General features: G+C 65.6%; 20 protein-coding genes. 5 read left to right on the top strand and 15 right to left on the bottom strand.

The window, feature by feature from the left end:
- Positions 1–33: 33 nt before the first annotated feature.
- Genes R3P95_RS07820 through R3P95_RS07855 form a run of 8 tightly spaced genes read right to left on the bottom strand, consistent with a single transcriptional unit; the run spans position 34 to position 8,859 of the window.
- Positions 34–1,014: a glycoside hydrolase family 16 protein gene (locus tag R3P95_RS07820; RefSeq protein WP_317547900.1), complete on the bottom strand. Its 981-nt coding sequence runs from the start codon at positions 1,012–1,014 to the stop codon at positions 34–36.
- Entirely contained in the window at positions 1,011–1,721 is a 711-nt protein-coding gene (locus R3P95_RS07825) for a DUF998 domain-containing protein (RefSeq protein WP_082898759.1), read from the bottom strand. The genes R3P95_RS07820 and R3P95_RS07825 overlap by 4 nt, the downstream gene beginning before the upstream one ends.
- Positions 1,718–3,004 (bottom strand): hypothetical protein, encoded by a 1,287-nt coding sequence (locus tag R3P95_RS07830; protein ID WP_317547901.1) that lies wholly within the window; start codon positions 3,002–3,004, stop codon positions 1,718–1,720. The genes R3P95_RS07825 and R3P95_RS07830 overlap by 4 nt, the downstream gene beginning before the upstream one ends.
- Positions 3,001–4,683, bottom strand: coding sequence for a lipopolysaccharide biosynthesis protein (locus R3P95_RS07835; protein ID WP_317547902.1), 1,683 nt, complete (start codon positions 4,681–4,683; stop codon positions 3,001–3,003). Before R3P95_RS07835 ends, R3P95_RS07830 begins: the two co-directional genes overlap by 4 nt.
- A complete protein-coding gene (locus R3P95_RS07840; RefSeq protein WP_317547903.1) occupies positions 4,680–6,452 on the bottom strand; it encodes an alpha/beta fold hydrolase in 1,773 nt (590 codons plus the stop codon). Before R3P95_RS07840 ends, R3P95_RS07835 begins: the two co-directional genes overlap by 4 nt.
- Before the next feature lie 43 nt (positions 6,453–6,495).
- Positions 6,496–7,443 carry an amino acid--[acyl-carrier-protein] ligase gene (locus R3P95_RS07845; protein WP_149407378.1) on the bottom strand — a complete coding sequence of 316 codons (948 nt, stop codon included), beginning with the start codon at positions 7,441–7,443 and terminating at the stop codon, positions 6,496–6,498.
- Positions 7,443–8,597, bottom strand: coding sequence for an acyl-CoA dehydrogenase family protein (locus tag R3P95_RS07850; RefSeq protein WP_149407377.1), 1,155 nt, complete (start codon positions 8,595–8,597; stop codon positions 7,443–7,445). The genes R3P95_RS07845 and R3P95_RS07850 overlap by 1 nt, the downstream gene beginning before the upstream one ends.
- Positions 8,598–8,601: 4 nt before the next feature.
- Positions 8,602–8,859, bottom strand: coding sequence for an acyl carrier protein (locus R3P95_RS07855; protein ID WP_032396368.1), 258 nt, complete (start codon positions 8,857–8,859; stop codon positions 8,602–8,604).
- A 268-nt stretch (positions 8,860–9,127) separates the two neighbouring features.
- Between R3P95_RS07855 and R3P95_RS07860 the strand changes: the two genes are divergently transcribed.
- Together R3P95_RS07860 and R3P95_RS07865 are read left to right on the top strand one after the other, a co-directional pair.
- The gene (locus R3P95_RS07860) at positions 9,128–10,528 is read left to right on the top strand and encodes a hypothetical protein (RefSeq protein WP_317547904.1); all 1,401 of its coding nucleotides are present in this window, start codon (positions 9,128–9,130) and stop codon (positions 10,526–10,528) included.
- Positions 10,529–10,703: 175 nt separating this feature from the next.
- Positions 10,704–12,665, top strand: coding sequence for an Hsp70 family protein (locus R3P95_RS07865; protein WP_317547905.1), 1,962 nt, complete (start codon positions 10,704–10,706; stop codon positions 12,663–12,665).
- 6 nt (positions 12,666–12,671) lie between these two features.
- Here R3P95_RS07865 and R3P95_RS07870 read toward each other — a convergent pair whose 3' ends face one another.
- The gene (locus tag R3P95_RS07870; protein ID WP_317547906.1) at positions 12,672–13,196 is read right to left on the bottom strand and encodes an Lrp/AsnC family transcriptional regulator; all 525 of its coding nucleotides are present in this window, start codon (positions 13,194–13,196) and stop codon (positions 12,672–12,674) included.
- Positions 13,197–13,312: 116 nt separating this feature from the next.
- On the opposite strand from R3P95_RS07870, the gene ald reads away from it, so the two are divergent.
- A complete protein-coding gene (gene ald, locus R3P95_RS07875; protein WP_317547907.1) occupies positions 13,313–14,395 on the top strand; it encodes an alanine dehydrogenase in 1,083 nt (360 codons plus the stop codon).
- Between the two features lie 70 nt (positions 14,396–14,465).
- Here the strand turns inward: ald and R3P95_RS07880 are convergent, their stop codons facing one another.
- Both R3P95_RS07880 and R3P95_RS07885 read right to left on the bottom strand, forming a co-directional pair.
- The gene (locus R3P95_RS07880) at positions 14,466–15,827 is read right to left on the bottom strand and encodes a YibE/F family protein (protein ID WP_317547908.1); all 1,362 of its coding nucleotides are present in this window, start codon (positions 15,825–15,827) and stop codon (positions 14,466–14,468) included.
- Between the two features lie 227 nt (positions 15,828–16,054).
- Entirely contained in the window at positions 16,055–17,305 is a 1,251-nt protein-coding gene (locus tag R3P95_RS07885; RefSeq protein WP_094686906.1) for a pyridoxal phosphate-dependent aminotransferase, read from the bottom strand.
- Between the two features lie 87 nt (positions 17,306–17,392).
- On the opposite strand from R3P95_RS07885, the gene R3P95_RS07890 reads away from it, so the two are divergent.
- Positions 17,393–18,097 (top strand): SOS response-associated peptidase, encoded by a 705-nt coding sequence (locus R3P95_RS07890; RefSeq protein WP_317547909.1) that lies wholly within the window; start codon positions 17,393–17,395, stop codon positions 18,095–18,097.
- A 4-nt stretch (positions 18,098–18,101) separates the two neighbouring features.
- On the opposite strand, the gene R3P95_RS07895 is transcribed toward R3P95_RS07890, so the two are convergent.
- Entirely contained in the window at positions 18,102–18,329 is a 228-nt protein-coding gene (locus R3P95_RS07895) for a DUF3263 domain-containing protein (RefSeq protein WP_149407371.1), read from the bottom strand.
- Positions 18,330–18,429: 100 nt separating this feature from the next.
- On the opposite strand from R3P95_RS07895, the gene R3P95_RS07900 reads away from it, so the two are divergent.
- Positions 18,430–20,343, top strand: coding sequence for a dipeptidyl-peptidase 5 (locus tag R3P95_RS07900; RefSeq protein WP_317547911.1), 1,914 nt, complete (start codon positions 18,430–18,432; stop codon positions 20,341–20,343).
- Here the strand turns inward: R3P95_RS07900 and R3P95_RS07905 are convergent.
- The 3 genes from R3P95_RS07905 to R3P95_RS07915 all read right to left on the bottom strand — a co-directional run bounded on the left by R3P95_RS07905 (position 20,336) and on the right by R3P95_RS07915 (position 25,169).
- Positions 20,336–20,605 (bottom strand): hypothetical protein, encoded by a 270-nt coding sequence (locus tag R3P95_RS07905; protein ID WP_068055411.1) that lies wholly within the window; start codon positions 20,603–20,605, stop codon positions 20,336–20,338. The two genes, R3P95_RS07900 and R3P95_RS07905, sit on opposite strands and share 8 nt — an antisense overlap.
- Before the next feature lie 89 nt (positions 20,606–20,694).
- On the bottom strand, positions 20,695–21,687 hold the full coding sequence (locus tag R3P95_RS07910) for a type IV toxin-antitoxin system AbiEi family antitoxin domain-containing protein (protein WP_317547912.1): 993 nt from the start codon (positions 21,685–21,687) through the stop codon (positions 20,695–20,697).
- 170 nt (positions 21,688–21,857) lie between these two features.
- Positions 21,858–25,169: a heterodisulfide reductase-related iron-sulfur binding cluster gene (locus R3P95_RS07915; protein WP_317547913.1), complete on the bottom strand. Its 3,312-nt coding sequence runs from the start codon at positions 25,167–25,169 to the stop codon at positions 21,858–21,860.
- Positions 25,170–25,577 lie beyond the last annotated feature (408 nt).

Raw genomic sequence — 25,577 nt, forward strand, 5'->3', positions numbered from 1 at the left:
GGGGTGACACGTACGGGCAGGTGGAGCGGGGTCTCAGTCGGCGCGATACCGCACCCAGTCGACCGCCATGGTCGCCGGGAAGGGCGTGGAGTTGTCGGTGGGGCCGGGCCAGTCACCGGCGACGGCGACGTTGAACAGCAGGAAGAACGGCTTGTCGAAGACCCAGTAGTCGTTGCCGCCGGTGAGGTCTGCCGGAGTGATCGTGGCCAAGGTGGTGCCGTCGATGCCGGTGGTCACGCGGCCGGGAGAGCGCTCGACCCAGTAGGTGTGGAAGTTCTCGGACAGTGGCTCCGGCGGAATCCCGCCTGCGTCCACCTTCTGGCTCGTCAACGAATCGGGTTGGGGGGCATGGATTCCGGTGTGGTACTGGTCGGCCTGGTTCAACGTCTCCATGATGTCGATCTCGCCGGACAGCGGCCAGCCGACCGAGTCCAGGTCGGTACCGAGCATCCAGAACGCCGGATGCAGTCCGGCTCCGGCCGGCATCTTGATCCTGGCCTCGATGCGGCCGTAGGTGAACTCGAACTTGTCCTTGGTGGTCACTCGGGCCGAGGTGTACCCGTCACCGTTGCGCATCGCATTGATGACCATGTGGCCGTCTCCGTCGAGAGACGAGTTCTCGGTCGAATCGGTGTAGTCCTGCTTCTCGTTGTTGCCCCAACCGGTCTGTCCGACATCGTGACTCCAACGGTCGTCCGACATGGCATCACCCGCCGTGCCCGAGAAGTCGTCGTAGACGGTGAATCCGGGCTTGGCGGCTTCGGTATTCGACGCCGACGTCGTGGAGGTGGCGTCGACGGTGCCCTGCGCAGTGGAGTCGGGTTCGGCTCCGTCCGAGCGCTGCGTCAACCCGTACACGGTTCCGGTGACGACCAGACCCAGCACGACGAGGAACGCCAGAACGGAAGGCCAGCGTCGACGTGGAGGCTCGACGATGAGCCCGGTTCCCGGTAGCCGCGAAACCTCGACGGTCCCCGTTCCGGACTCGTGGCTCGATGCGGCATGACGACTCACGCGGTCTCGTCGACGTTCTTCGGAACTCGCGTCGCGTTGAACTGCGAGACCGACAGCACGACTATGCCCACGAGAAGCGCATAGGTGGCGATGCGTTCCATGCTGCCGATACCGAGACCGAACTCGTGACCGCTCATGTAGGCGAAGTAACCGGCCAGACCGACGGCACCGAGCGCGGTCACGACGATGCGAATACCGCGCGGCAGACTCCGGTGCCCGCCTGCGACGACGAGGCCGAAGTTTCCGAAGATGAAGAACGCGGTGGCTCCGAACGAGTGGATGGGGTAGTTCACGCCCTGGTTGACCACGCCGGCGGTCATGGCGCCCGCGCCGGCCACGAGGAAGAACGACGCGGCCCTGCCGTCGATCCGGCGAACGATGTACCACGATGCGCCCACCGCAGCGATCGCCACACCGAACAGCACCATCGAGGCGTTCAGCAGCACGTAGAGCTGGCTGCACGGCCAGTTGCCGGTAGGCCCGCAGAAAGGAACGCCGAGCTCGCTGATGTAGTTGTTCCGGTAGCTGTAGAGACCCCGCCAGGTGGCCGAGACGATGTACTCGACGAGAACGAACTGCACCACCGACAAGCCCGCCCACCGAGCGACGTGGGCAACGAAGACCGATCGCTTCGTTGCAGGCGCAACGGTGCTCGACGTCGGACTGTTCGCTTCGGGTTCGGTGGGGCGCTTCGCTTCGATGGTCATGCAGTCTTCTCCTGAGGGGCCAGCAATGCGAGGGGGTTCGCTGCTACGAGATCGAGTGCGGCTTGCACTGTGTGGCGGTCGAAAACATTGTCGTGGAACGACGCCGAGACGAACACGACCGAACCGATGGTCTCCATCGTGATCATCACCGACTCCGGTAGTCCCGGATCGGCGATCACGAAGAAGGCACGGTCGGCGGGCTCGGCAACCCAGGAGACCTGCTCCAACTGCCTGACTCTACCGAGATCGGAGTACATGAGCTGAACTCTGGGTCGAACCGGAACTCGGTCTGCTGACACCCCGGAGACGGCCTTGTGTTCACGCTTGTACTTGATGGTGCTGATCGTCGCGGATGCGATGGGACGGCCCTTGGCAATGGCACCGGACAATGCCCCATGCACCTCCCCGGCCGAGGTGGGATCGATGTCGGAGAAACGGATCCCGGCCGCGAAGTTGCCGAGCACCACCGTCGACGGCGGAAGGTAGCGGCGGCAGTCGAACAGAAACGCCGCGGAACGATCGAGCGACAACGACGTGCGCGCGAACGCCGCAGCCACGGCGGCGCACATCACGGCGCTGACGCTCGCGCCGGGCAGGTGGGATTCCCGCCACCGCCGGATCGCATCGGTGGTACCCGATTGCGTCACCACGGTGGCCACCGCCGCGGACGGTGCCCACGGCCGACATGCCGTCGGCGATGCGGTGTCCGGCGCGGCGGTGTCGGTGGTGGCTGCGTATTCCGGGTTCGGACCGGGACGGACGCGGTCGTGGATCGTGTCGAAGACTTTCCTGGGATTTCGAACGATCCAGCGCAACAGTGCTTTTCGGAGAGGGTGACCGTCGATGGCTCTGCTCGCCCACGCCGGAAGCGGGGCGTCGGGACGTGCGTCGGCCAAGTAGGCGAACAGGTCGACCGGCAACAGAGCGTCGCCGATACCGTGATTGAGATCGAGGAACAGGTAGCGACCGGCCAGACGGATCCGCAGAGTGATCTCGGGAACGGACGCGTGCGAGAACTCGGTGAGCTCCTTGGCCAACTGTTCGTGATCGACGGCGGGTCCCTCGACGATGTGCTCGACCACCCGCTCCGGCTCGTAGACCCAGCCGGCCGAAGACTGGTCGGCGCGCAGGCCCAGCCGCGTCGCAGGACCGATCGAGGCCAGTGCGAGTACCCGGCTCCGCACTCGTGCGAGATCACCGAAGTCCGCGGGTCCCAGCACGGTCACGATGCGCGAATCGGACCGAAGCATGTCCAGTGAACTGGCGCGATAGGTCTGAGTCATGGTGCCGTCCTGTGTTGAGCGTGGACAGGGATGCGACGCGGTGACGGTTCGTCGAGCTGCGGCCGGCCGTCCTGTGGCTCGCGGCGAGGCGGTTCGGCGTGGCGTGGCTCGCCGTGGCGGGGCTCGCGATGACGCGATCGAGGTGGGCGGGCGTCGCTGTCGTCGATCGGCCCGCGAGGTCCGGGGGAGCCCGACGGCCCCGGGCTGTCACCGGACTCGCCCGAGCTGCCGGCGGACAGCTCACGAATCCACCGAACGAGCGGCACGATCAGGACGAGTGCGCCGAACCCCTCCGCGGCGAGGTACGCCCAGCCGACGGCCGCGATGCCCATCGACGACGACAGTGCCACCGAGCCGCCGATGATGATCGAGGTGGCCACCACCTGCACGATCACGGCCAGTCGCATGCGCCGACGGACCCGAGCCAGACCGTCGTACAGGGAACCGACGACGGAGAGCGGAATGGTGAGCGCGGCCAACTGCACGATGATGGTGCCCTGATCGCGATAACCCTGGCCGATCAGGCCGAGTCCGAACGGCGCGACGAACGCCAGGAAGATCGACCCACCCACCGCGACGATGCACACGAGGCTCATGAATCGCTTCGTCAGGCGGTGGAACTGTTCGGGGTGGGCGGCGACCTCGGCGACGTACGGTCCGATCAACACGCTGATGAGAATGTACAGAGCACTGACGATCGACCAGGTGAGCGAGAAGTAGGCGTTCTGCTCGGCACCGAGGGTGGCGACGACGATCATCGGCACGAGCAGCGGAGCGAGCGAGCCGAGCGCGGTGATGCCGTACGCCGAACCGAAGTAGGCCCACATCTCACGCCGGGGCGGCAGATCCGGCTTGCCTGCGTACCGCTGTTCGGTGCGGACGTTCTTCAGGATCGCGCGCAGGACGAAGATCGACGCCACGATCGCGGGGACGGCCCAGGCGGAGATGATCGAGGTACTGCGCTCGGTCGAGAAGAGCGCCAACAACAACACGAACTTGAAGACGGCGTGAAATACGTTCTTGGCGGCCGCCCATCGGGCGACGCCCAGGCCGGAGGAGGTCTGATCCTGCAGCGCGAACACCGCGAGCACTGCGACGAAGAACGGGAACGAGACGATTTCGGCGGTGTTGGTGAACATCTCGTCCACCGGCGCAACCAGCAGGAAGCCGCCGCCGAGCACGAACGCGAACGCGGTGACGGTGAGGTAGCCGCGCACGATGAACGACTTGGCCAACCGGCCCGAGATCGGAAGGAATCGCTCGTACATCGAACCGAGGCTCAGATTGGACAACGTGGAGAGCATCACCGCGGAGGTGATGACCGCCGACGCGCTGCCCACCTCGGCGACGGGGTAGAGCCGACCGGCTGCAGCCCAGAACAGCAGGCCGAGTGCGCCGGTGATGGCCGTCGAGAGCATCAGAGCCATCGAGTTGAGCGCGAGATTGCGGTCGGAGGCCTTCGAACCCGGTCCCGTCTCGGGTGCCGAATGTTCGACGGGGTCGGCGATCGGAGAAACATCGACCGACTGCACGGCATCGTGCCGAGGCACGGTCTGCACCGGCATCGTCGGGCTGTTCATCAGACCCAGGTCGAACCGAGCCGGTTCGACCGGATACCACCGAAGTTGTTCGAGCTGTTCGTGCTTGGGCGGCAGGATTCGGGGAGCGCGGTGCTTCACAATCGAACCCGCCCCACTGCGACGGGAGGCGACGGTGCAGTGATCTCGAGGTCGAACGCAGCAGCAGTGGCCGCGAGAAGTTCGGCTCGGACGTTCTCGCGCAGGTCGCGACCGTAGAGCGAGTGATCACCGGACTCGAACGAGGTGACGGTGGGCACCGACGATCGGCGCTGGAGCCGGCGCATTCCCTCCGGGCCCCGATTGGCCTCGAACCAGGCGGTGTCGGTGGGGGAGAGCAGAACTCGTGTCTGCACCCGGCGGTCGCTGAGAATGCGTAACGAGATCTCGGGAACCTGGATCAATCCGCGCCGCCCGAGCCAGATCCACAGGGCATACGGAACTCGCGGCTGCAGTGCATTCTTGGTCCGTACACCCCAGTGGTGCAGACGGTCGAGTGCGCGAGCCTTCAGTCCCGTCTCCTCGATGTGCATCGAGGAACGCTTGACGAATTCGAGTCGACGAGTGGTCCAGTCCAGGGTGTTGAGCAGTACTGCGGCACGAACCCCCAGTTCTCGGGCGGCGAAGCTGGAATACCAGGAGCCCGAGCACATTCCGGCCACCAGGACGTTGTCCGGGGTCGACCCCGACTGCCGGACGGCGGTGAGTGCATCCTCGTTGCCCTCGTCGCTGTAGAGCCGGGTCAACTCCGTATCGGACACGGTTCCGCTCTCGCCGGTGCCGCGACGATCGAAACGCACCGTGGCCACTCCGAAGCGAGGCAGCAGCCGCGCCAGTTCCACCCACATACGGACCGGACCGACACGGTGCTCGTTGGCGGTGGGATACAACACCACGGTCGGTCCACCGGGCAGGCACAGATCCGAGGACGACCGAATCGCGAAAAGCTGCTGTGCGCCCAGGTATTCGATGCTCTCCTGAATTCCCTCGACCACAGATAGCGATCGACGCTCCACCGCGACGTCGGCCGCGGGCGTCGCGGGGAACTTCGACGCCGTCCACGTCGCGAGGTAGGAGATGTCGGACGTCGGGATGACGACCTCGAAATCACTCGGCTCGAGAAAGTCGTCGTGCGCGGTCAGAATGTGTTCCTGAGCCGAGAGAGTCTCGACGACCCTGCGTACGGGCTTGGTATCGGCTCGCTCGGCGCGCGTGGCAACCAGCACCGGCGCGTCCGTTCTCGTCTTCGCGGCATCGAGCGCGGAGAAGTCGGCAGCCGAATCGGGATGCAGCACAGCGCCGATGATCGACACCCGCGGATCTGCGTCGGAGTCGGTGGTCACGCTCACCGAATACAGCGCGCGCTGCTCGTGCAGATACGACCGTCCTCTGACCACCGGATCCCACAGCGTCATCGCGGTGAGCGGGCCACACTCGGCGGCGACCGAACACGCCAACAAGGCACCGACGCGCAGACCGACGAGGCCGACGTCGTTCACCCCGCAACCACGAACGTAGGCGACGGCTTCGACGATGCTGCGCTGCCAGTGCGCCACCGCGTCGGGCTGATCCTGCTCGCCCCACGAATCCCCGGTGCCGTGATAGTCGAACCGCAGCACCAGAAGTCCCTGCGCACAAAGCTTCTGCGCGAGCAGGGTCATGCCGCGATACGAATCGACCTGTTCCTTGCCCAATGGTGGGCACAGCACCACACCGCCGCGCGCCCGACCGCCGGACGGCACATGGACGGTGCCGAACAGCGGTGAGTCGGCCGGGCCGAACCACATCGAGTACTTGCCGCCCGCCGTACGCGAAGAGGACTCGGCGAGAACTGAGCCGATGCGCCGGGGAGCGGTGCGGGAACTGTTCACAGGTTTGGTCCTTCGTGTACGTACACGGGTGAAGCGGTATCGATCAGTTGCGCAGTGCGGCAGGCCAGGCCGATCGATCGAGTCCATGGGTGCGGAGCATCGCCAGGGCGATGCGTTCCATGCCGAAGCCGACGCAGGCGCTGTGGGCCGGTTCGCCGTCGACGGTCTCGATGCCGAAGGTGTGCCCGAAGTGATCGCGGTGGCAGTTGCACGAGACGACCGCGGTGCCCTCGTCGAGATCTCCGTAGAGCTTGACGACCAGTTCGGTCTTGAGGTTCTCGTTGCGCTGGTTCGCCGCGAGCATGCGTCCGGCGCGACCGAAGAACGGGTCGTTGGCAATGACCGCCTCGGCTTCCAACCCCAGATCTGCCAGCACCTGAAGACCGCGCGGTACCCAGCGTTCGCGGTGTGCGATCGCGTCGTCGGGGGTGCCGACTCGAACGAACTCGTGCATCCGAAATGCCTGCATCCGAGCCGGATCCACCGCGGGTTCGTGCCGGAAGCAGTAGCCGTAGATGTCCATCAGCGTGCCCTCGTCGGGCAGCGTGCCGGTGAGCATCGAGTACGACGGATGGCAGGCAGCCGAGACCAGCATGGTGCCCGCCGAGTGCAGAAAGTGATCCCAGTCCTTACCGTCTGATCGTTCCGCCAACAGCGCCGCGTGTTCCTTGTTGTCGCCCTCGAACGTGTTGATGGCACCGGTGAGGTTGGGGAACGACGCGATGTAGTCGGTGCGCTCGAAGGCTTCCCGCGGGAAGACCGGAGCGAACCGGAATCGAGTGGCCTGACGGCCGTGTTCGGCGACGCCTGCCTCGGTGACGCGGGCATCGACGAACTCGATGATGTCCTCGAATTCGCCACTGCGCCCGTACAATCCGGGGATCGAGCTGGGAACCAGCAAGCCGGCGTCGACGAGCTGGGCGCGGAAAGCGGCTCGGGCCGAGTCGAGTTCGCTGATGTCTGTCTCCGGTGCGGAGTGTGTGGTGGTCATCATTTTCCCTTGTAGACGAGGGAGAGCTGCGAGTTGTGCCCCAGGATGCGTTCGTTGCTGACCATGATCGCGGACCCGTGCGCATCGCGAAGATGACGGCCGATGCTCATCTCGCCGTCCTGGCGGTAGCCGGAGATGCCACAGATCTGCAGTGCCTTGCCGACGATGTCGATGACGAGCGTCGACGCGGTGACCTTGACGTTGTTGATCTTGAGTGCGAAACCGATGGCTCCGAGCTCGGCAGGGCTGTCGGAGACGGCCTCGAACTTGGCTGCGGCACCGAACACCGTGTCCACCAACTGCTCGTGCACCACCATCAGCTCCGCGAGACGCAGCGCGCTCGGCGGCGGCGTTCCCGGAGTCTTGCGTGCGGCCTTCTGCACCGACTTGCGCGCCTTGGTGACCGCCGCGTCGGCGATGCCGAGCCACGCAGATCCCCACAGCACGTGCGCTACAGGAAGCATGGTCTGAGCGGAGATGTCGCCGTAGTTGTCGCCCAGGATGTTCGACGTCGTCGTGCGCGCGTCCAGCATGAAGCCGGGGCTGCAGGTGCCGCGAAAGCCGAGGGTGTCCCAGGTGCCGGTCTTGACGAGCGTCACGTCGGGCTTCTCGCACACCACGAGCACCTGATCGCTCGGCGGGCTGTCGACGCTGCGCCGCGCCGTCGCCAACACGATCTGTGCGTACTCGCCGTAGGAGATGACCGGTGCGTTCTTGCTGAGCGTGATCTGCTCACCGTCGTACTCCACCGCGCAACTGCTCGAGCGGACGTCGCCGCCGATGTTGATCTCGGTGGTGGCCGACGCCACCAGTATGCGATCGGTCACGATCCGACGCTGCAGGTCTGCCATGGCGTCGGACTTGCCGTGGCGGACGATGCTGAGCACCTGTGACTGGTGCATCACGAAGATCATCGCGGTCGATGCGCACTCGGCACCGAGGGCGCGCGAGATCCGGGCTATGTCGGTCAGTGTTGCCCCGCCTCCGCCGAACTCCCGCGGAATTCCGACCCCGAGCAAGCCGGCGTCGCGCAGCGCATCCACCGATTCGGTGGGAAAACGGGCATCGCGATCGACCTCGTCGGCGTAGGTCCGCAGTACGGCCAGCACGTCGGTGATCGACTGGTCGATCGAGCTCTCGTAGACGGTGGTCATGGCCTCAGTCCGTCAGCTGGGCGATGGCCGCGGCGATCGCGTTGATGCTGCCGAAGGTCGACTTCTGCAGCATGGTGTCGGGAAATTCGACGTCGAACTCGTCCTCGAGCGCGATCATCACGTTGACGCTGGCGTGCGAGGTGAGGCCGCTGTCGTAGAGATCGGCAGCTTCGTCGATGCCCTCAACGGGGACCGGCAGCTTTCCGAATTTCTCCAGAACGGTTCGCACTCGAACCACGTCGTGAGCATTGAGCGTCTGCATCGAAACCTCCACCGATCGCGTTAACCACGAGACCGGACGGCCTCGTCGTCGACTCAGGGTCGGCTGGCAGTGCGCCTTTTCGACCCAAAGTCTCCCCAGACCCTCTCAAACAATATCGCAGATTGTTTAGTAGCGTTACCGGGATGCCCGCATCGGGTATCTGAGCCGCCGTACACTTCGAGTGGAGCGGGGGCTCGTACGGGCGCCGGATCGGGCGTCGAAACACAATCTGTGAAGGACTGTCTGGTCTATGGGTGGAGTCTGCGGGGTGTCAGTGGGTACCGGTGCCGTGCGCATCGCGTACATCGCCGACGGCCGCCGCGTCGAGGACTCCATCGACGCAGAGGGTGCACACGACCTGCTGCCCGGCAAGCTCGTCGACCTCGGGCCGTTCGAGGACATCGTCCTCGCAGGATGGGACACCGCAGCCGTGACGGCGCTGCTGGAGACCCTCGGCGACGGCACCGTGCCGAAAGCTCGCATGGTCGAGGAGTCCCGCGCCCTGCTCGCCTATGCCCGCACCGTTCCGGAACTGGCAGACAAGGACTACGTCCTGGTCGTCGACCTGGGAAAGAAGGGGCTTTCGGCCACCGCTCTCGATGTGGCGGGAGAGTACGTCGAGTGGACCGCACGCACCGTCGACATCAGCGGTGACCGCTTCGACGAGGTGGTCCGCGGCATCGTGATGGCCAAGGGCATTCTGCCGGCTCCGGTCGGCCCCGAGGGCGATCAGGAGTACCAGGCCTTCTTCCGCGAGCTCAAGGAGTTGGTGAGCTCGTCGGTCGGCGTCCGGGCACCCAACCGCGGCCCGATGTTGCTCAGCCGAAAGGAATTCGAGCGAGAGATCACACCGCTCGTCTCCGACGCCCTGGACTGGGCCTCCAAGCAGGCGCCCGATGCCGTACTGCTGATCGGCGGCGGTGCAGCCATCCCCGCGGTGCGCACCATCATCGAAGACAAGTGGAACGTTCCCGTCCACGTGCCGGACGACCCTGCAATGGCCATCGCCGAGGGTGCGGCACTCGACGAAAGACCCGCCGAAACCCCTTTCGACGGCTCTCTCCACGCCGATGTGGGAATCATCACCGTCCCGGACGACGCGTCGGAGCTGCTCGATGCACCCGAGATGCTCGCCGAGCCGGAGACGCTGGACTTCGACACCGTCGAGGAGTGGATGGTCGACGGCCTCACCGTCGATCAACTCGCGACCGAGGATCTGACGATCCCGTCGACCACCTTCGATACGGCCCCGGCCGACATCGATCTCGACGAACCTGCACTCCTGCAGCCCGAGGTGCTCGAACCCGCGGCACCCGAGCCGGGGGTCGTCGCCGAGCCGGTTCGCCGCGGTCGACGCACCTGGTCGATTCGGGACGCGTCCGTGCTCGCCGCCGTGAGTCTGCTGATCGTCGCGGTGGTGGGACTGGTGTTCACCCGGGGAAACACGCCGCCGCCCACTCCGCTGATCGACCAGCAGATTCCCATCGATTCCACGTTCGCCGCTGCGCTTTCTGCCGTCGCGGGCCCGGCCGACGGGGTCGATCCGGGACCCGCCGAGCTGCCGGTGCTCGGGCCCGCTCGATTGTCCGACGCGGACCTGTACGAGCGGGAGTTCAGCTACGCCGGCGAGCTGTACCTACCGACTGTCGATCCGGAGCTGCCGGAATAGACCTCGGGTCCGGTTCGAGCCGGCCGGGTGGGGAGCGCGACCGGTTTCACTACGCCCGGCTCCGTCCACCGCCGGGGCGCGCGCCCCGCCGATTCGGCCGAAGCGGTAGCCTGGCGCTCTGGACGAGGTGGATCGCGTCCGAAGACAACTGCCGATCGAAATGAGGCCGACAACCGTGACTGTGCTGCTTGGGGTGTCCATGGGGACCCGAGCCGTGCGCACGGCGCAGCCCCGAGCCGAGCAGTTCGGGTCACCCGTCGGCGACCCATCCGGCCTGGTCACCGACATCGACCGGCCCTTGTTCTTCCGCAACGAACTCATCGACAGCGTTGGCGGAGACCTTCCGCATCTGGCCGCCGAATCGATCGGTGCCGCAGCCGAGAGCGAGCCCGAACTGGCCACCGGCGTCGCTTACCGCGACCCCCGCCAGGCCGACGCGCTGCATGCTGCCCTCAGCGGTGCGCGCCTGCACAACTACCACCTGGTCCCCGAGGTGGAGGCCGTCGTCGAGTACCTGGCGGCAACGGGCGAAGCCCGCAACTGCAATTCCGTCGCACTTTTCGACCTCGGAAGTTCAGGACTGACCGTCAGCGTCGTGGACCTGGTGCAGCGCACCGTCATCGCCTCGCAGCGATCCGGTGCGTACAGCGGAGATCTGCTCGACGCCTACGTGCGCAACAATCAGCTCCAACGCCTCGGCAAGCAGCCGACCGACCCCGACATGGCGTTGTTCGAGAAGCGCTGCCGCATTGCCAAGGAACGCTTGTCCACTCAGGACGCGGTATGTCTGCCCGACGCCAGCGGCATGATCCTGCTCTCCCGGGAGAACTTCGAGCTGCTCATCACCGACCTGCTCGACGAGGCCATCGAGTTCGCGCGCGACGTGATGATCGGTGCCAACGTTCCCATCGACGCCGTCGTACTGATCGGCGGTGGCGCTCGTATGCCGATCGTGCAGAAACGCGTCGGACCGCTGCTCGAACTCCCGTCGATCGTGCCGACCGAGCCCGAGACCGTCGCTGCACGTGGAGCGGCACTGGCCGCTCGGCCGCACTCGCGCACGCGAACCGGAACGCGACGGGCACCGAATAGGCCGGTGACGTCCGCGTCGATGACCGCCGAACCCACGTCGCGGGTCCGCTCGGAACCGGCTTCCGTGCCGGTGCCGCCTCCGCTACCCGCGCCGGTCCGTCCGGTTCCGGCGAATGCCGAGTCTCAGCACGCCGCGCCTGGCGTGCCTGTCTCGGCTCCCTCGCCGACGCGTCCCGTTCCGGCCCGTCCCTGGATTGCGGCGGCAGCGGTCGGCGCGCACTCGCAGGACACGGTGTCCGAGGTGCCGGTGTCCGAAGTGCCGGTGTCCGAGATGCCGGCGTCAGAAGTCCCGGCCGATCCCACCGGTACCTCGGGAGAATTCGCTTCCTCTAGGTTCACCGACTCCGCCGAATCCGGTGCAGTCGATTCGGTTCCGGAGACCTCACCGGTGGTGGAAGATGTTCTCGACGACCATGTGCAGGGGGCGCGGGTCGACGGGGAGGTCGTTGCGTTGAGCGCGAACACGGGGGATTCGTCTGCCGAGATTTCTGCTGCCAAGAACTCTGCTGCCAGGCCCGAGGCAGCAGACGACGGCAAGCCGGTTCCGTTCCAGCTGAAGAACGTCTACTGGCTCGACGCCGATTACGACGACGACGACGGCGAGGACGACCGCACCCGGGCTCGGCGCAAGCTCCGCACCGGAGGTGTTCTCGCGCTCGGTCTCGCGTTGGTGGTGGGCGGCTCCGCGTTCATGATCACCCAGCAGAACACACCGCAGGTGGTAGACACCTCGGTCAGTCGGAACCAGACCGAAGCTCCCGCTGTCACCACCACGGTGCCGCCCACGTCGGTGACACCAGCGCCGGTGTTGCCGCCGCCCGCACCTGCACCGGAAACCACGGTCGAACCGACCACCGTGCCACCGGAGACCGAGGTCTACCAGGAGCCGTGGACGCCGGAGCCGACGACGACCACGGCCGAGCCTGCTCCGCTGCCACCCGTCGAGACCGTTCCTCCGACGACGCAGCAGCCACCACCGCTGATTCCAGGCTTCCCGGAGTTCACGCTGCCCGGTTTCCCGCCGATTGCCCCACCCGCTCCCTGACCCGATTCACTCCTCTCCGTGAGTGTTTCGCGGCCTGATGTGCTCGAAGATCAGGATGGTCTCGGTAGCGGCCACAGCAGGGTCGGCGCTGAGATTCTCGACGACGAAGTCGCGAAGAGTGGCGGTGTCGACGGTCGCCACATGCACCAGGAAGTCGTCGGCACCGGCAATGAAGTAGATGTTCAGCGTCTCCTTCCGTGAGGCGATCTTCGAACCGAATTCGCTGATGCGTCGTCGAGCATCTGCTTGCAGCCGAACCGAGATCATGGCCTGAATGCCCTGGCCGAGTGCCTCGGGGTCTATCTCGGCGTGGAAGCCGCGGATGACGCCGCGTTCGACCAGAGCGCGAACCCGCGCCAGTGCGGTCGACGGTGCGATCCCGGCCGCGGCGGCGAGCGCGTTGTTGGGTGTACGGGCGTCGCGGCGGAGCTCGTCGAGCAGGATGTGGTCGATTCGGTCCAGTGGCACCGACCGAACATCGTTCGACCGATACCCCACTCCACCCGTCTCGAACGAACTATTGCTCACCATTCTGGGATCGTACAGAATTATATTCACTTCCGTTGCAGGTATTTCGTAGATAATTCATAGTTGGCCTACACGGTTGGAGCTCCGGCTTCACATCACCCGCCACCGAGGAGGCCGCCATGAAGATCGGAATTCCACGCGAGATCAAGAACCACGAATACCGGGTGGCCATCACCCCGGCAGGCGTGCACGAACTGGTCTCGCGAGGACACGAAGTGATCATCGAAACCGAGGCAGGAGCCGGTTCGTCGTTCACCGATACCGACTACAAGGCCGCCGGGGCGCAGATTCTCACCGATGTCGCCGAGGTCTGGGAGTCTGCGGACCTGCTGTTGAAGGTCAAAGAACCTATCGCCGAGGAGTATTCACGCCTGAGGAAGGGGCAGGTGCTGTTCACCTACCTGCACCTCGCGGCGTCCAAGCCGTGCACCGATGCGCTGCTCGAGTCGGGTACCACCGCCATCGCCTACGAAACAGTCACTGCTGCAGACGGTTCGCTGCCGCTGCTCGCCCCGATGAGTGAGGTTGCCGGACGCCTCGCGCCGCAGGCCGGTGCCTACCACCTGATGTCCAGTGAAGGCGGCCGCGGAGTTCTGATGGGCGGAGTTCCCGGAGTCCGCCCCGCCAACGTCGTGGTGATCGGAGCCGGCGTGTCCGGAAGGAACGCCGCCGCAATCGCTTTCGGCATGCACGCCGACGTCACCGTGCTCGATCTCGATGTGAAGGCGCTGCGCGCCATCGACGATCAGTACCGCGGTGCGGTGAAAACTCTGGTATCCAACGCCTACGAGCTCGAACAGGCCGTTCTCGCAGCGGATCTCGTCATCGGCGCAGTGCTGGTGCCCGGAGCGAAGGCACCGAAGCTCGTGTCCAACAGTCTGGTTCAGCGTATGAAGCCGGGTTCGGTTCTGGTCGACATCGCCATCGATCAGGGCGGCTGCTTCGAGGATTCGCACGCCACCACCCACTCCGATCCCACGTACAAGGTGCACGAGTCGGTGTTCTACTGCGTCGCCAACATGCCCGGTGCCGTACCGCGCACCTCCACCTACGCGCTCACCAACGCCACCCTGCCGTACGTCGTCGCACTCGCCGACAAGGGCTGGGAAGCTGCGTGCGAGGCGGACCCGGGTCTCAAAGCCGGCCTGAGCACGCACAACGGTGCACTGCTGTCGGAGACCGTCGCCGCTGCGTTCGCCTGAGCGGCTGCGCCGCACGTGCACGAAAACTCGTAGCCCACTACGAGCTTTCACTCACGTGCGGCGGAGCCGCTCACGCGCTGTGACGACCGGAGCGCCTGCTCTTGCGGGTGGGTGCCGTCGCCCGGCGCTGCGCTCGGTTGGAGGGCCCGCCCACGTTGATGGGGCGGGCCAACAGCACGGCGATCGCCGTGGTCAGCGGAACCGACAGGGCAAGCGCCACACCGCCGACTGCGGAGCGGACGATCTCGATGGCCACCGAATCGCCGGTGAGCACGTCCTGGATGGACCGGTCGGCCACGCTGAAGAGCAGCAGCAGCGGCAGTGCGCCACCGGCGTAGGCGAGCACGAGCGTGTAGACGGTACTGGCGATGTGATCGCGACCCACCCGCATCGTGGCGGTGAAGATCTCGCGCCGCGACGCCGTCTCGTCCACCGAGGCGAGCTCGAAGGCCGCCGACGCCTGCGTGATCGTCACGTCGTTGAGCACACCGAGCGAGCCGATGATGAAGCCGGCCAACAGTAGACCGGTGACGCTGACATTGCCGATGTACGTCTGTACGGCGGTGTTCTGTTCCTCGGACAATCCGGTCAGGTGGGTCATGCGGATGGCGACGTACGACAGCACCGCCGCCACCGCCATCGAGGTGAGGGTGCCCAGCAGCGCCGAGCTGGTCCGAAGGTTCACCCCGTGCGCCAGATAGAGCACGGCATACAGAATCACCGCACCGGCGACGAGGGCGACCGGAATGGCGGGTGCACCGTCGAGCAGGGCGGGCAGCATGAACACGACCAGCACGGCGAACGCGATGAGCAGGCCGACCAGTGCGCGGAATCCCCGCCAGCGGGCGACGACGCAGATGACCACGGCGAACACGCCGACGATCAGCGCCAACGGTAGCCCGCGGGAATAGTCGTTGAAGGAGTAGCGGACTCCACCGGCAGGGTCGGTCTGCACCACCAACCGGATGTCCTCGCCGGCACTCAGAGTCGGTTGCCCGGGCCCCGGAGCGATCTCGAGTACCGTCCGCTTGCCCGCGTCCTCGCCCGTGGTGATGTCGACGATGCTGCGCTGGCATTCGTAGGAGTCGTTGACCGCGGGGGTCGGGTCACCGGTGAACGGTCTTCCGGCGTCGGGACTTCCGCAGGACCCGATGCTCTGCGAGGTGATGGTGCCCGCCTCGGTGGACACTGCGCCGCCGCCGGAGGTCTGGAACGGCAACGGGATGTCGACGCTCTGCTGGCTCGGCCACAGAGCGATCGCACCACCGATCACGGCGATGGCAATGGCGACCAACAGTCCGACGACCACCTTGGCCGCCACCGGTCCCAACGGAACCGGAGTGTCGCTGTGGCCGTGCCCGTGCCCGTGGCCCGCGTAGGAGTCGAGGCTCGGCTTGGTGCCGTCGGGAGGATTGCCGTGTGGTTCCACCATGCAAGGCTAGTACGGGGCCAGGTTGGTGACAGATGCGAGGAGCTCGGTGGCGGGGAGCAGGGGGGGGCGTCCCCCGCCACCACCTGACCGACCCGGGGGGGAGGGGACGACCAGGGCTCGCGGGCACCGAAGTGCCGTCCGCCAATGTACAGATCATTCGTCGCCGAGGCGGGATCACACCGATGTTTTGTGCATCACTTTCAACTACTTTCGAGTAACTTCCGGCGTCACTGCTTGTACGACGCGAGAAAGTTACCGAACCTCTCGATCGCCACCGCCAGGTCTCGCGCCCACGGCAGAGTCACGATGCGGATGTGATCGTGGCCGGGCCAGTTGAATCCGGTGCCTTGAACCACGAGGATCTTCTCCTGCAGCAATAGGTCCTGGACCAGCTTTTCGTCGTCGTAGATTTCGTGTACTTCGGGGTCGAGTCGCGGAAACGCGTACAGCGCACCCCGCGGTTTGACGCACGAGACGCCGTGAATCGCGTTGAGTTTCTCCCATGCGACGTCGCGCTGCTCGAGCAGACGGCCGCCGGGCAGGATCAGATCCTCGATGCTCTGATAGCCACCGAGTGCGACCTGAATGGCATGTTGCGCAGGCACATTGGGGCACAATCGCGTCGACGCGAGAAGGTCGATGCCTTCGATGAATCCTGCGGCGTGCTTTTTCGGTCCGGTGATCGCGAGCCAGCCGGCGCGGTAACCGGCCACTCGATACGCCTTGGACAGTCCGTTGTACGTCAGGCAGAGCAGGTCGGGAGCCAGACTCGCCAGCGAGGTGTGCTGGGCGTCGTCGTAGAGGATCCGGTCGTAGATCTCGTCCGCCAGCAACAGCAGCTGATGCTTGCGCGCCAGATCGACGATGCCCTGCAGCACCTCCTTCGAGTACACCGCGCCCGTCGGGTTGTTGGGGTTGATCACCAGCAGTGCGACGGTCTTCGGGGTGATCTTGGACTCGATGTCGGCCAGATCGGGATTCCACCCGTTCTCCTCGTCGCACATGTAGTGCACGGCCTTGCCGCCGGACAGTGTCGTCATCGCCGTCCACAGCGGATAGTCCGGGGCCGGGATCAGTACCTCGTCACCGTCGTCGAGCAACGCCTGCATCGTCATCGTGATGAGCTCGGAGACTCCGTTACCGAGATAGATGTCGTCGACGTCGAGCTCGGGGAAACCCGGTTCGAGCTCGTATCGGGTGACGATGGCGCGCCGCGCGGACAGAATGCCCTTCGATTCCGAGTACCCCTGCGCCACCGGCAGCGCCGCGATCATGTCTCGGACGATCACATCGGGGGCCTCGAACCCGAACGGGGCCGGATTGCCGATGTTGAGCTTGAGGATGCGGTGCCCCTCCGCCTCGAGCCGGGCGGCATGGGCGTGTACCGGTCCGCGGATCTCGTACAGCACGTTCTGCAGCTTGGTCGACTGCTGCAACGTGCGGTAACGCGGCTGGGAGTGGATCTGCGGAGTGGTCACCCGTCACATCGTGCCAGGTGGGTGCCACGTAATTCCACGAGGTTGTTTCGTCCGAGATGTCGGTGGCAGGTGGAACAATCTCGTTCCATGTGCGGACGGTATGCCAGTACCCGGAGTGACAGTGACCTGCAGGCGGTGTTCGACATCGCCGAGACCGTCGGTGCGGAGGTGCCGCCGTCGTACAACGTGGCCCCCACCCAGACGGTCCGGACGGTGCTCGAGCGCGCACCGAAGGACGAACCTGAGGCCGACGCCGTGCGACAACTGCGGTCGGTGCGCTGGGGCCTGATCCCCTCGTGGGCCAAAGACGCCAAAATCGGTTCTCGACTGATCAACGCCAGGTCCGAGACCATCACCGAGAAGCCGTCGTTCAAGAAGGCGGCGAGCCGTCGACGATGCATCGTGCCTGCTGACGGCTACTACGAATGGGAGAAGCGCGACGGCGCGAAGGTGCCGTATTTCCTACATACGGAGGGCGTGCTCGCGATGGCCGGCCTGTACGAGCTGTGGCGAGACCCCACCAAGGCCGAGGACGACGAGGATCGGTGGGTCTGGTCGGTCACCGTGCTCACCTCGCCTGCAGCCGATGCGCTCGGGCACATTCACGATCGCTCGCCGGTGGTGCTTCCGCCGGAGCTGCGCGCGAGCTGGCTCGACCCCACTGTGACCGATCTCGGCGACGTGCAGGATCTGTTGGCGGCCATCCCCGAGCCGCGGCTCGAGCCCTACGAGGTGAGTACCGCGGTCAACAGTGTGAAGAACAACAGTCCCGAACTGTTGGTGCCGGTGTAGCTGCTCAGCCGAGGCGCAATCGGCAGATGTCGGCGATCGCGGACCGCTCGTCCGGGGACAGGTCCTCGGCGACCGGCGAATCCAGGATGCGACGCAGTCGCTGGAAGTAGGTACGCGCGTCGATGCCGAATGCCACGTAGATGTCCTCGTCGCTGCCACCGCCGTATCCCCGCCAGGTTCGGCCGAAGGTCAGAATTTCGTGGTCCACCGAATGGGTAGTGGTCCGGCGCATGGTGTCCCCCTAGTGCTACTCGACTCCCATCATCCGGGTCATGATTGAAGGGCCGGTGAACAACGCGTTACGTGCACGTCAGTTCACTAGGGTGGACGGCGTGACTGCTCTCGCTTTCGGATCCTGGCCCTCGCCCATCACCGCAGCAGATCTGTCGTCGGCGGGCCACCCCGTCGAGGGCGGGCGCTTCGTCGGCAGCGAGATCTGGTGGTCGGAACTGCGGCCCGCCGAACAAGGCCGAACGGCCATCTGCCGGTATGTCGACGGAGAAGTGCAACCCGTTCTGCCCGCACCGTTCAACGCCCGCACCCGCGTCCACGAATACGGCGGGGGAGCCTGGACTGCGACGGCCGACGGAGACCTGGTGTTCGCCGAGTTCTCCGATCAACGCGTCTACCGACTCACCCCCGGCGGCGCACCTGTGCCGCTGACTCCGAAACCGGCTGTGGCGTCGAGCATTCGGTACGCGGACCTCTCGGTGGTCGGCACCGACGTGATCGCAGTCCGCGAGATGCACGACGCAGGCGCGGTGTCACGAGACATCGTGGCCATCGATCTCGGCGGCGGCGGGGTGCGCTCGCTGGTGGCGGGCTCGGATTTCCTGGCGTTCCCGAGACTGTCACCCGACGGCACCCACATCGCTTGGATCGCGTGGAACCACCCTCAGATGCCCTGGGACGGAACGGAACTGCGCGTCGCCTCGCTGGCCGAGCCGTCGTCCTGGACGGTTCTACTCGGCTCGACCGAGGAATCGGTGCTGCAGCCGGAATGGATCGACGACGAGTCGCTGTACGCAATTGGTGACCGAAGTGGTTGGTGGAACCTGTATTCGGTCAAGCTCGACGGGTCGGTCACGCCGCTGCTGACGCTCGACGCGGATTTCGGTGCTCCACTGTGGCGGTTGGGATCGAGTTGGTACGAGGTGCTGGACGACGGGACACTGCTCACCGTGCGGACTGTCGGCACCGACACCCTTGCGGTACTCGACCCTGCGTCCGGAGTGCTGGAGGACATCGCGCTCGACGGTGTGACCTCGGTGGGGCTCGGTGGGCGCTCCGGCTCGACGGTGCTGATCAAGGGCGGCGGAGCGCACGTGGCAAGCGCGCTGTTCGCACTCGACCTCGAATCCCGTGAACTGGCTTCTGTGCGTTCGGGTTTCGAGTCCGTGCCCGACAGTGCATACCTGCCCGAGGGGCGTCAGGTGACGTTCCAGGGGCCGAACCGTGAGGTGCACGCCATCACTTATGCGCCGCGCAACCCCGACTACGAAGGGCTGGACGGTGAACTGCCGCCGTACGTCGCCTTCGTCCACGGCGGCCCCACGGCGCACGTGGCACCCGCTCTGAACCCGTTGTTCGCCTACTTCACCAGCCGCGGCATCGGCGTCGTCGATGTGAACTACGGCGGTTCCAGTGGATACGGCCGCGAATACCGCAACCGGCTGCGCGGGCAGTGGGGAGTGGTCGACGTCGAAGACACCATCGCCGCGGTGCAGGGGCTGGCCGACAGTGGACTCGCCGACCCGCGCCGGCTGGCCATCGAAGGTGGCTCCGCAGGTGGTTGGACGGTCTTGGCTGCGCTGACGTCTTCCGACGTGTTCGCTTGCGGTGCATCGTACTTCGGTGTCGCAGAGCTGGAGCTGTTCGTCGCCGAAACCCACGACTTCGAGTCCCGCTACATCGACGGGCTCATCGGACCGTTGCCCGAGACCATCGATCTGTACCGAACCCGGGCACCGGTGAACAACGTCGACGGACTCTCTTGCCCAGTGCTGTTGTTGCAGGGGCTCGACGATCCGATCGTGCCGCCGTCGCAGGCCGAACGATTCCGAGATGCCATGGTGAAGAAGGGGATACCGCACGCCTACCTGGCTTACGCGGGCGAGTCACACGGGTTCCGCAAACTGGAAACGCAGGTGAACGCACGAGAATCCGAACTGTCCTTCTACGGCCAGGTCATGGGTTTCACGCCGCCCGGAATCCCCGAGCTGCAGCTGTGGCGTCCCTCTAGCTGAGTGGTGGGTGCGCTCGCTTCGCTTCCAGAAACTCGAGGAGTGCACTGGGGATCGCGCAGTACTTGCTGTTGCCCTCGGACAACTTGCTGCCCACCTCGAACGCTGCCTTCGACGGACCGTCGTTCTCGAGGATGAGTGCACAGAGGCGCTCGTCGGTGCGGCCGGATTCGCAACACTGCTCGACGTGCGCTCGGTCGTCCGGCGACAGAGCCGTCCACCACTCGTCGTAGCGGCGAAAGAGCTTGTCCGCGTCGTCGGTCATGCCTGCTCCCTACTTGTCGGTACGCCTTCGCGTCCGACCATACTCACGATGTCCGATTCGGCCACTTCCGAGGGGGGTTCGCGGGAACCTCACACCGCTTGTGCAGGGTGCGCGCCTGCATTTCGATGCGAGGACGGGCGCGCGGTCGGTAGAAAGGTCGCTCGGTGGCGTCGGCCGGCTCTATCGGCAGCATCGCGGATCATCCGGTCGACGAGCTCGGGACGATCGAGATCCGACCAGGCAATTCGCACCACCTGACGGCCGGTTGCGCGAATGCGATCCTCGCGGCGCTTCTCCTCCCACAACACATCGGCCGCAGACTTCCCCTCGGGCACATAGCGCCCGTACTTCACCTTGCCGTCGAATTCGAGAACAGTCTCGATGTCGGGCAGATCGAAATCCACGCGCCCGACGAAGCCACGGGAATCCGTGATCGGTACCTGCAGCTGTGGGGTGTAGCCCAGATGATTCAGCACCACGCGGGTGCGTGATTCCCCGACACTCTCGGACCGGCCGTCCATGAACTCCGCAACCCGACGCGCCAACCGATTTCCCGGATGGTTCGGGCACGAATCCAGTGCTGCGACAACATCTTCGGCAGCGAGTCCGCGTTCTCTCGCTGCGAAGTCCGCGATACAGACGGCCGTCTCGAACGGAAGTGAGCGAGCGCAATCGGCAACTGTGCGCGCCAGAGCGGTGACCCGAACGCCGTCGAAGTCCACGACTTCCTCGTCGGTGTACGGCGAGGTGTGCACTGTTCGAACGGCGCTGCTCCGACCTCCGCCCCGGGCGCGATTGCGCGTGATGTGCACCCGGCTCAGGTCGGCATTCCACACATCGAGACCGTGGAAGACAGCCGCACTCACATGGCTGACCACGGCATCGGGGGCGATGGTCGCGTCGAACACGGCCTCGGCGATCACTCGATGCTTGTCTTCCCTGGGCAGGGCGTCGAATTCGTCTCTGCTGACGAACCGTCCGGGACGGAGTCGACGCCATGCTCGCGTTCGGCAGTAGCGCTGCAACTCTGCGTCGGAAATTCCGCGGGAGAGTGCGTCGGATCGCGAGACGATGCGGGTCATGAAGAAATGCTCTCGGGCGCAATCGGTTTCGACAAGACCCCAGTGGCCGATTGTGGATAACTCGCTGCCTGTGGATAACTCGCGGGAGTGGACCTCACACCCCTACTGACGACTGCGCGCCCCTGCTCGGCGGTGAGCAAGGGCGCGCAGTCGGTAAAAGGGGTGTGAGGTTACTTCCGGCGTCCCGGAACCTTGGCTCCCGGAGCGAATCCGAGTCCACCGGCCTTCGGCTTGGGCGGAGTCCGCTCATCCGAACCACTGGACGTGGTGTCCGACGCCTCGGCGGGTGCCTCGGTGCTGGCCGCCTCGGCTGGTGCTTCGGTGGTCGACGCCTCTGCCGGAGCCTCGGCTGGTGCCTCAGTGCTGGCCGCCTCGGCTGGTGCCTCGGTGGTGTCCGACGCCTCCGCGGGTGTTGCCGCTGCTGCACCCGGTGTCCGTGCGCCCGGCTTCTTGAATCCGGACTTCACGGCCAGGCCCTTGGGCTTGACGGTCGGCTTGGATTCTGCGACAGCCTCGGCGGCGGGTGCTTCCGACGCCGTAGCCTCGGCAACCGGTGCCTCAGCAGCAGGTGCCTCGGCAGCAGGAGCCTCAGCAGCAGGTGCCTCGGGAGCAGGTGCTTCGGAGACCGGCGCCTCGGCAGCAGGCTTGCCCGGTGTCTTGGCTCCCGGCTTCTTGAATCCGGACTTCACGGCCAGGCCCTTCGGCTGGACGGTCGGCTTGGATTCGGTTGCAGCAGAAGCCGATTCGGCGGGTGCGTCAGAGGTCGACGGCTCCGTGGCGGGAGTCGCAGTGGCCTCGGCAGGCTTGCCCGGTGCCTTGGCTCCCGGCTTCTTGAAGCCCGACTTCACGGCCAGACCCTTGGGCTTGACGGACGGAGTCGATTCCGAGGCCTCGGTGGACGGAGCTTCGGCTGCAGTGTCGGCAGGTGCAGCCGCCTTCGCGCCGGGTGCCTTGCCCTTCATCTGCAGACCCTTGCCACCGGGTGCCTTACCGCCTGCCAATCCGAGACCCTTGGGCTTGGCCGCGGGTGCAGCCTCCTCCGTTGGCTCTTCGGCCTTGGTGGCGGAACCGGGTGCCTTCGCTCCCGGAGCCTTGGCCAGACCCTTCATCTTCAGACCGCCGCCGGCCTTGGGGGCAGGAGCTGCCGGAGCGGACTTCGCCTCGGCCGGCTCCTCGACGGGGGCGATGCGTTCGGCCTCTTCGACCTCCATCGCCTTTTCGGTCGCCAGCTTCTCCTCCGGAGTGCGCTCGCGGGGGATGACCTTGATGTTCTCGCCCAGCACCGAGGACTCGATGCGGGTGATCGACTCGAGCATCAGCTGCGCGACGTCGACGACCTCGACGCCCTCGTGTGCGCCGCCTTCCTGCCGTGCGGTGACACCGTCGGTGAGCATGACGCGGCAGAACGGGCAACCGGTGGCGATCTTCTTCGGGTTGGTCGCCAGCGCCTCGTCGACCCGGTCGATGTTGATGCGCTTGCCGATGTTCTCTTCCATCCACATGCGAGCGCCACCGGCACCACAGCACATGGACCGCTCACCGTGGCGCGGCATCTCCTTGAGATTGGAGCCCGACGCGGCCATGAGCTCACGTGGAGCGTCGTACACCTTGTTGTGGCGGCCGAGGTAGCACGGGTCGTGGTAGGTGATGTCCTGGCTGACCGAGGCCACCGGGATCAGCTTCTTCTGGCGCACGAGGCGGTTGAGCAGCTGCGTGTGGTGCACCACCTCGTAGTCGCCGCCGACCTGCGGGTACTCGTTGCCGAGCGCGTTGAAGCAGTGCGCGCAGGTGACGACGATCTTGCGCTTGCTCTGCTCGACACCGTCGAACACGCTGTTCAGCGTCTCGATGTTCTGCATGGCGAGCTGCTGGAACAGGAACTCGTTGCCCGCGCGGCGAGCGGAGTCGCCGGTGCAGGTCTCGTCCGCGCCGAGCACCATGAACTTCACGCCTGCGGTGGCGAGCAGCTCGGCGACGGCCTTGGTGGTCTTCTTGGCGCGATCCTCGTAGGCACCGGCACAGCCGACCCAGAAGAGGTACTCGTAGTCCTGGAACGAATCGGCGTCCTGGCCGAAGACCGGGATGTCGAAGTCCATCTCGTTGATCCAGTTGAGGCGGTCCTTGGAGTTCTGGCCCCACGGATTGCCCTTGTTCTCGAGGTTCTTGAACAGGCCGGCGAGCTCGGACGGGAACTCCGACTCGATGAGCACCTGGTAGCGACGCATGTCGATGATGTGGTCGACGTGCTCGATGTCCACCGGGCACTGCTCGACGCAGGCGCCGCACGTGGTGCAGCTCCACAGCACCTCGGGATCGATGATGCCGCCCTCGATGGCGTCGGCGACGAGCTTGCGATCGGCCTCGTCCCGAGCGTTCTGCGGGATGGCGTCGAGCGCCTTCTGGTCGACGTTGCCCTCGGAGTCGACGAGTCCGACCTCGTCGCCCGCCATGTCCTTCTTGCCGCCGGCCAGCAGGTAAGGGGCCTTGGCGTGGCTGTGGTCGCGCAGCGACATGATCAGCAGCTTGGGGGAGAGGGGCTTGCCGGTGTTCCAGGCGGGGCACTGCGATTGGCAGCGGCCACACTCGGTGCAGGTACTGAAGTCGAGCCAGCCCTTCCAGCTGAAGTCCTCGATGTTGCCTGCGCCGAACGCGTCGACGTCGGGGTCGGCCTCTTCCATCTCGAGGACCTTGCCGCCGGACATCATGGGCTTGGCCGGGCCGAGAGCCACGGTGCCGTCGTCCATGCGCTTGAAGTAGATGTTGGGGAACGCCGAGAAGCGGTGCCAGGCGATACCCCAGTTGATGCGGGTACCGACGATGTAGAGCCACACCATGCCGGACATCAGCTTGACGAACGCGAACACCGACACCATCTCCGGGCTGGCCGGCAGCAGGGTGGCGATGTGGACGGTGGCGAAGTCGTAGATGAGACTGCCGTCGCCGTAGGTGGCGATCTTGCCGGACTTCACCATCAGCATGCCCAGGCCCTCGATGAGCACAACGGCCTCGACGAAGTAGGCGGCTTTGAACCCGGAGCCGGCGAAGCGCGACTGACGCTCGGGCTTTCTCGGGTGGTTGAGCTGGCGGATGACGATCAGCGTGACGATACCGATGACCGTGCCGAGAGCGAGGATCTCCTCGAGGAAGTGGTAAACCGCAGTGTCGCCGAAGATCGGCCAATGGAACTCGGGGTTGAACGTCTGTCCGTACGCCTCGAACCAGACGATGGAACCGAACATGAAGCCGACCATCACGAGCCAGTGCGACCAGCCGACGGTGCGGAACTTGACCATCTTGGTGTGCAGCAGGAACTCGACGACCATCTGCTTGAAGCGAGGGACTATCGGTCGCCAGCGGTCGGGTGCCGGCTGGCCGAGTCGCACGATGTTGAACATCCGCAGAGCCCCGCGAATGAAGACGTACCAACACACGAGGCTGAGCAGAGCACCGACTGTGCCCAACGTGATCGTCAGGGCGTTCATGTCGCGGCCTTTCGTTCAGGTGGCAGCTGGGGGCTACCGCGGGTTCGGCCCGTCGAGCCGGCTGACGGACTATGTTACTCGCCAGTAGCAGTTTCGCCGTACTGACGGGTAACTTAGCACCACCGAGTGAAGCGATGCTGGTGGGTGGCGAAGTGAGGCCGTCCGACGGGTGGGCTGAACTCGTCAGTAGGTTGTCTCGCAGATCACCGTATGCGTAGGCCGTCGAGGTGCTGTCGAGAAGGCAGTCCTTACCTACTCCGTTCGTGTGGCGGGATGTCGCCGACGGGCCGCCTGGGGCCGGTGGGATCGCGCGCTGGGTCTTCCTCGATCGGTCGAACGATCGACATCTCCGATCCCAGCATGACGTGACTCGAGCCGCTGTGCTGCGAATATCCAAAATGTTTGTGA

Origin of the sequence: Rhodococcus cercidiphylli, from assembly GCF_033042225.1 — a bacterium.
GTDB lineage: Bacteria > Actinomycetota > Actinomycetes > Mycobacteriales > Mycobacteriaceae > Rhodococcoides.

What these genes read in the sequence shown, in the direction of transcription:
- R3P95_RS07830 (WP_317547901.1), bottom strand. Translation starts at nt 3,004, where the DNA reads ATGACTCAGACCTATCGCGCCAGTTCACTGGACATGCTTCGGTCCGAT.
- R3P95_RS07825 (WP_082898759.1), bottom strand. Translation starts at nt 1,721, where the DNA reads ATGACCATCGAAGCGAAGCGCCCCACCGAACCCGAAGCGAACAGTCCG.
- R3P95_RS07890 (WP_317547909.1), top strand. Translation starts at nt 17,393, where the DNA reads ATGTGCGGACGGTATGCCAGTACCCGGAGTGACAGTGACCTGCAGGCG.
- R3P95_RS07855 (WP_032396368.1), bottom strand. Translation starts at nt 8,859, where the DNA reads ATGCAGACGCTCAATGCTCACGACGTGGTTCGAGTGCGAACCGTTCTG.
- ald (WP_317547907.1), top strand. Translation starts at nt 13,313, where the DNA reads ATGAAGATCGGAATTCCACGCGAGATCAAGAACCACGAATACCGGGTG.
- R3P95_RS07895 (WP_149407371.1), bottom strand. Translation starts at nt 18,329, where the DNA reads ATGCGCCGGACCACTACCCATTCGGTGGACCACGAAATTCTGACCTTC.
- R3P95_RS07905 (WP_068055411.1), bottom strand. Translation starts at nt 20,605, where the DNA reads ATGACCGACGACGCGGACAAGCTCTTTCGCCGCTACGACGAGTGGTGG.
- R3P95_RS07870 (WP_317547906.1), bottom strand. Translation starts at nt 13,196, where the DNA reads ATGGTGAGCAATAGTTCGTTCGAGACGGGTGGAGTGGGGTATCGGTCG.
- R3P95_RS07880 (WP_317547908.1), bottom strand. Translation starts at nt 15,827, where the DNA reads ATGGTGGAACCACACGGCAATCCTCCCGACGGCACCAAGCCGAGCCTC.
- R3P95_RS07845 (WP_149407378.1), bottom strand. Translation starts at nt 7,443, where the DNA reads ATGACCACCACACACTCCGCACCGGAGACAGACATCAGCGAACTCGAC.
- R3P95_RS07915 (WP_317547913.1), bottom strand. Translation starts at nt 25,169, where the DNA reads ATGAACGCCCTGACGATCACGTTGGGCACAGTCGGTGCTCTGCTCAGC.
- R3P95_RS07910 (WP_317547912.1), bottom strand. Translation starts at nt 21,687, where the DNA reads ATGACCCGCATCGTCTCGCGATCCGACGCACTCTCCCGCGGAATTTCC.
- R3P95_RS07850 (WP_149407377.1), bottom strand. Translation starts at nt 8,597, where the DNA reads ATGACCACCGTCTACGAGAGCTCGATCGACCAGTCGATCACCGACGTG.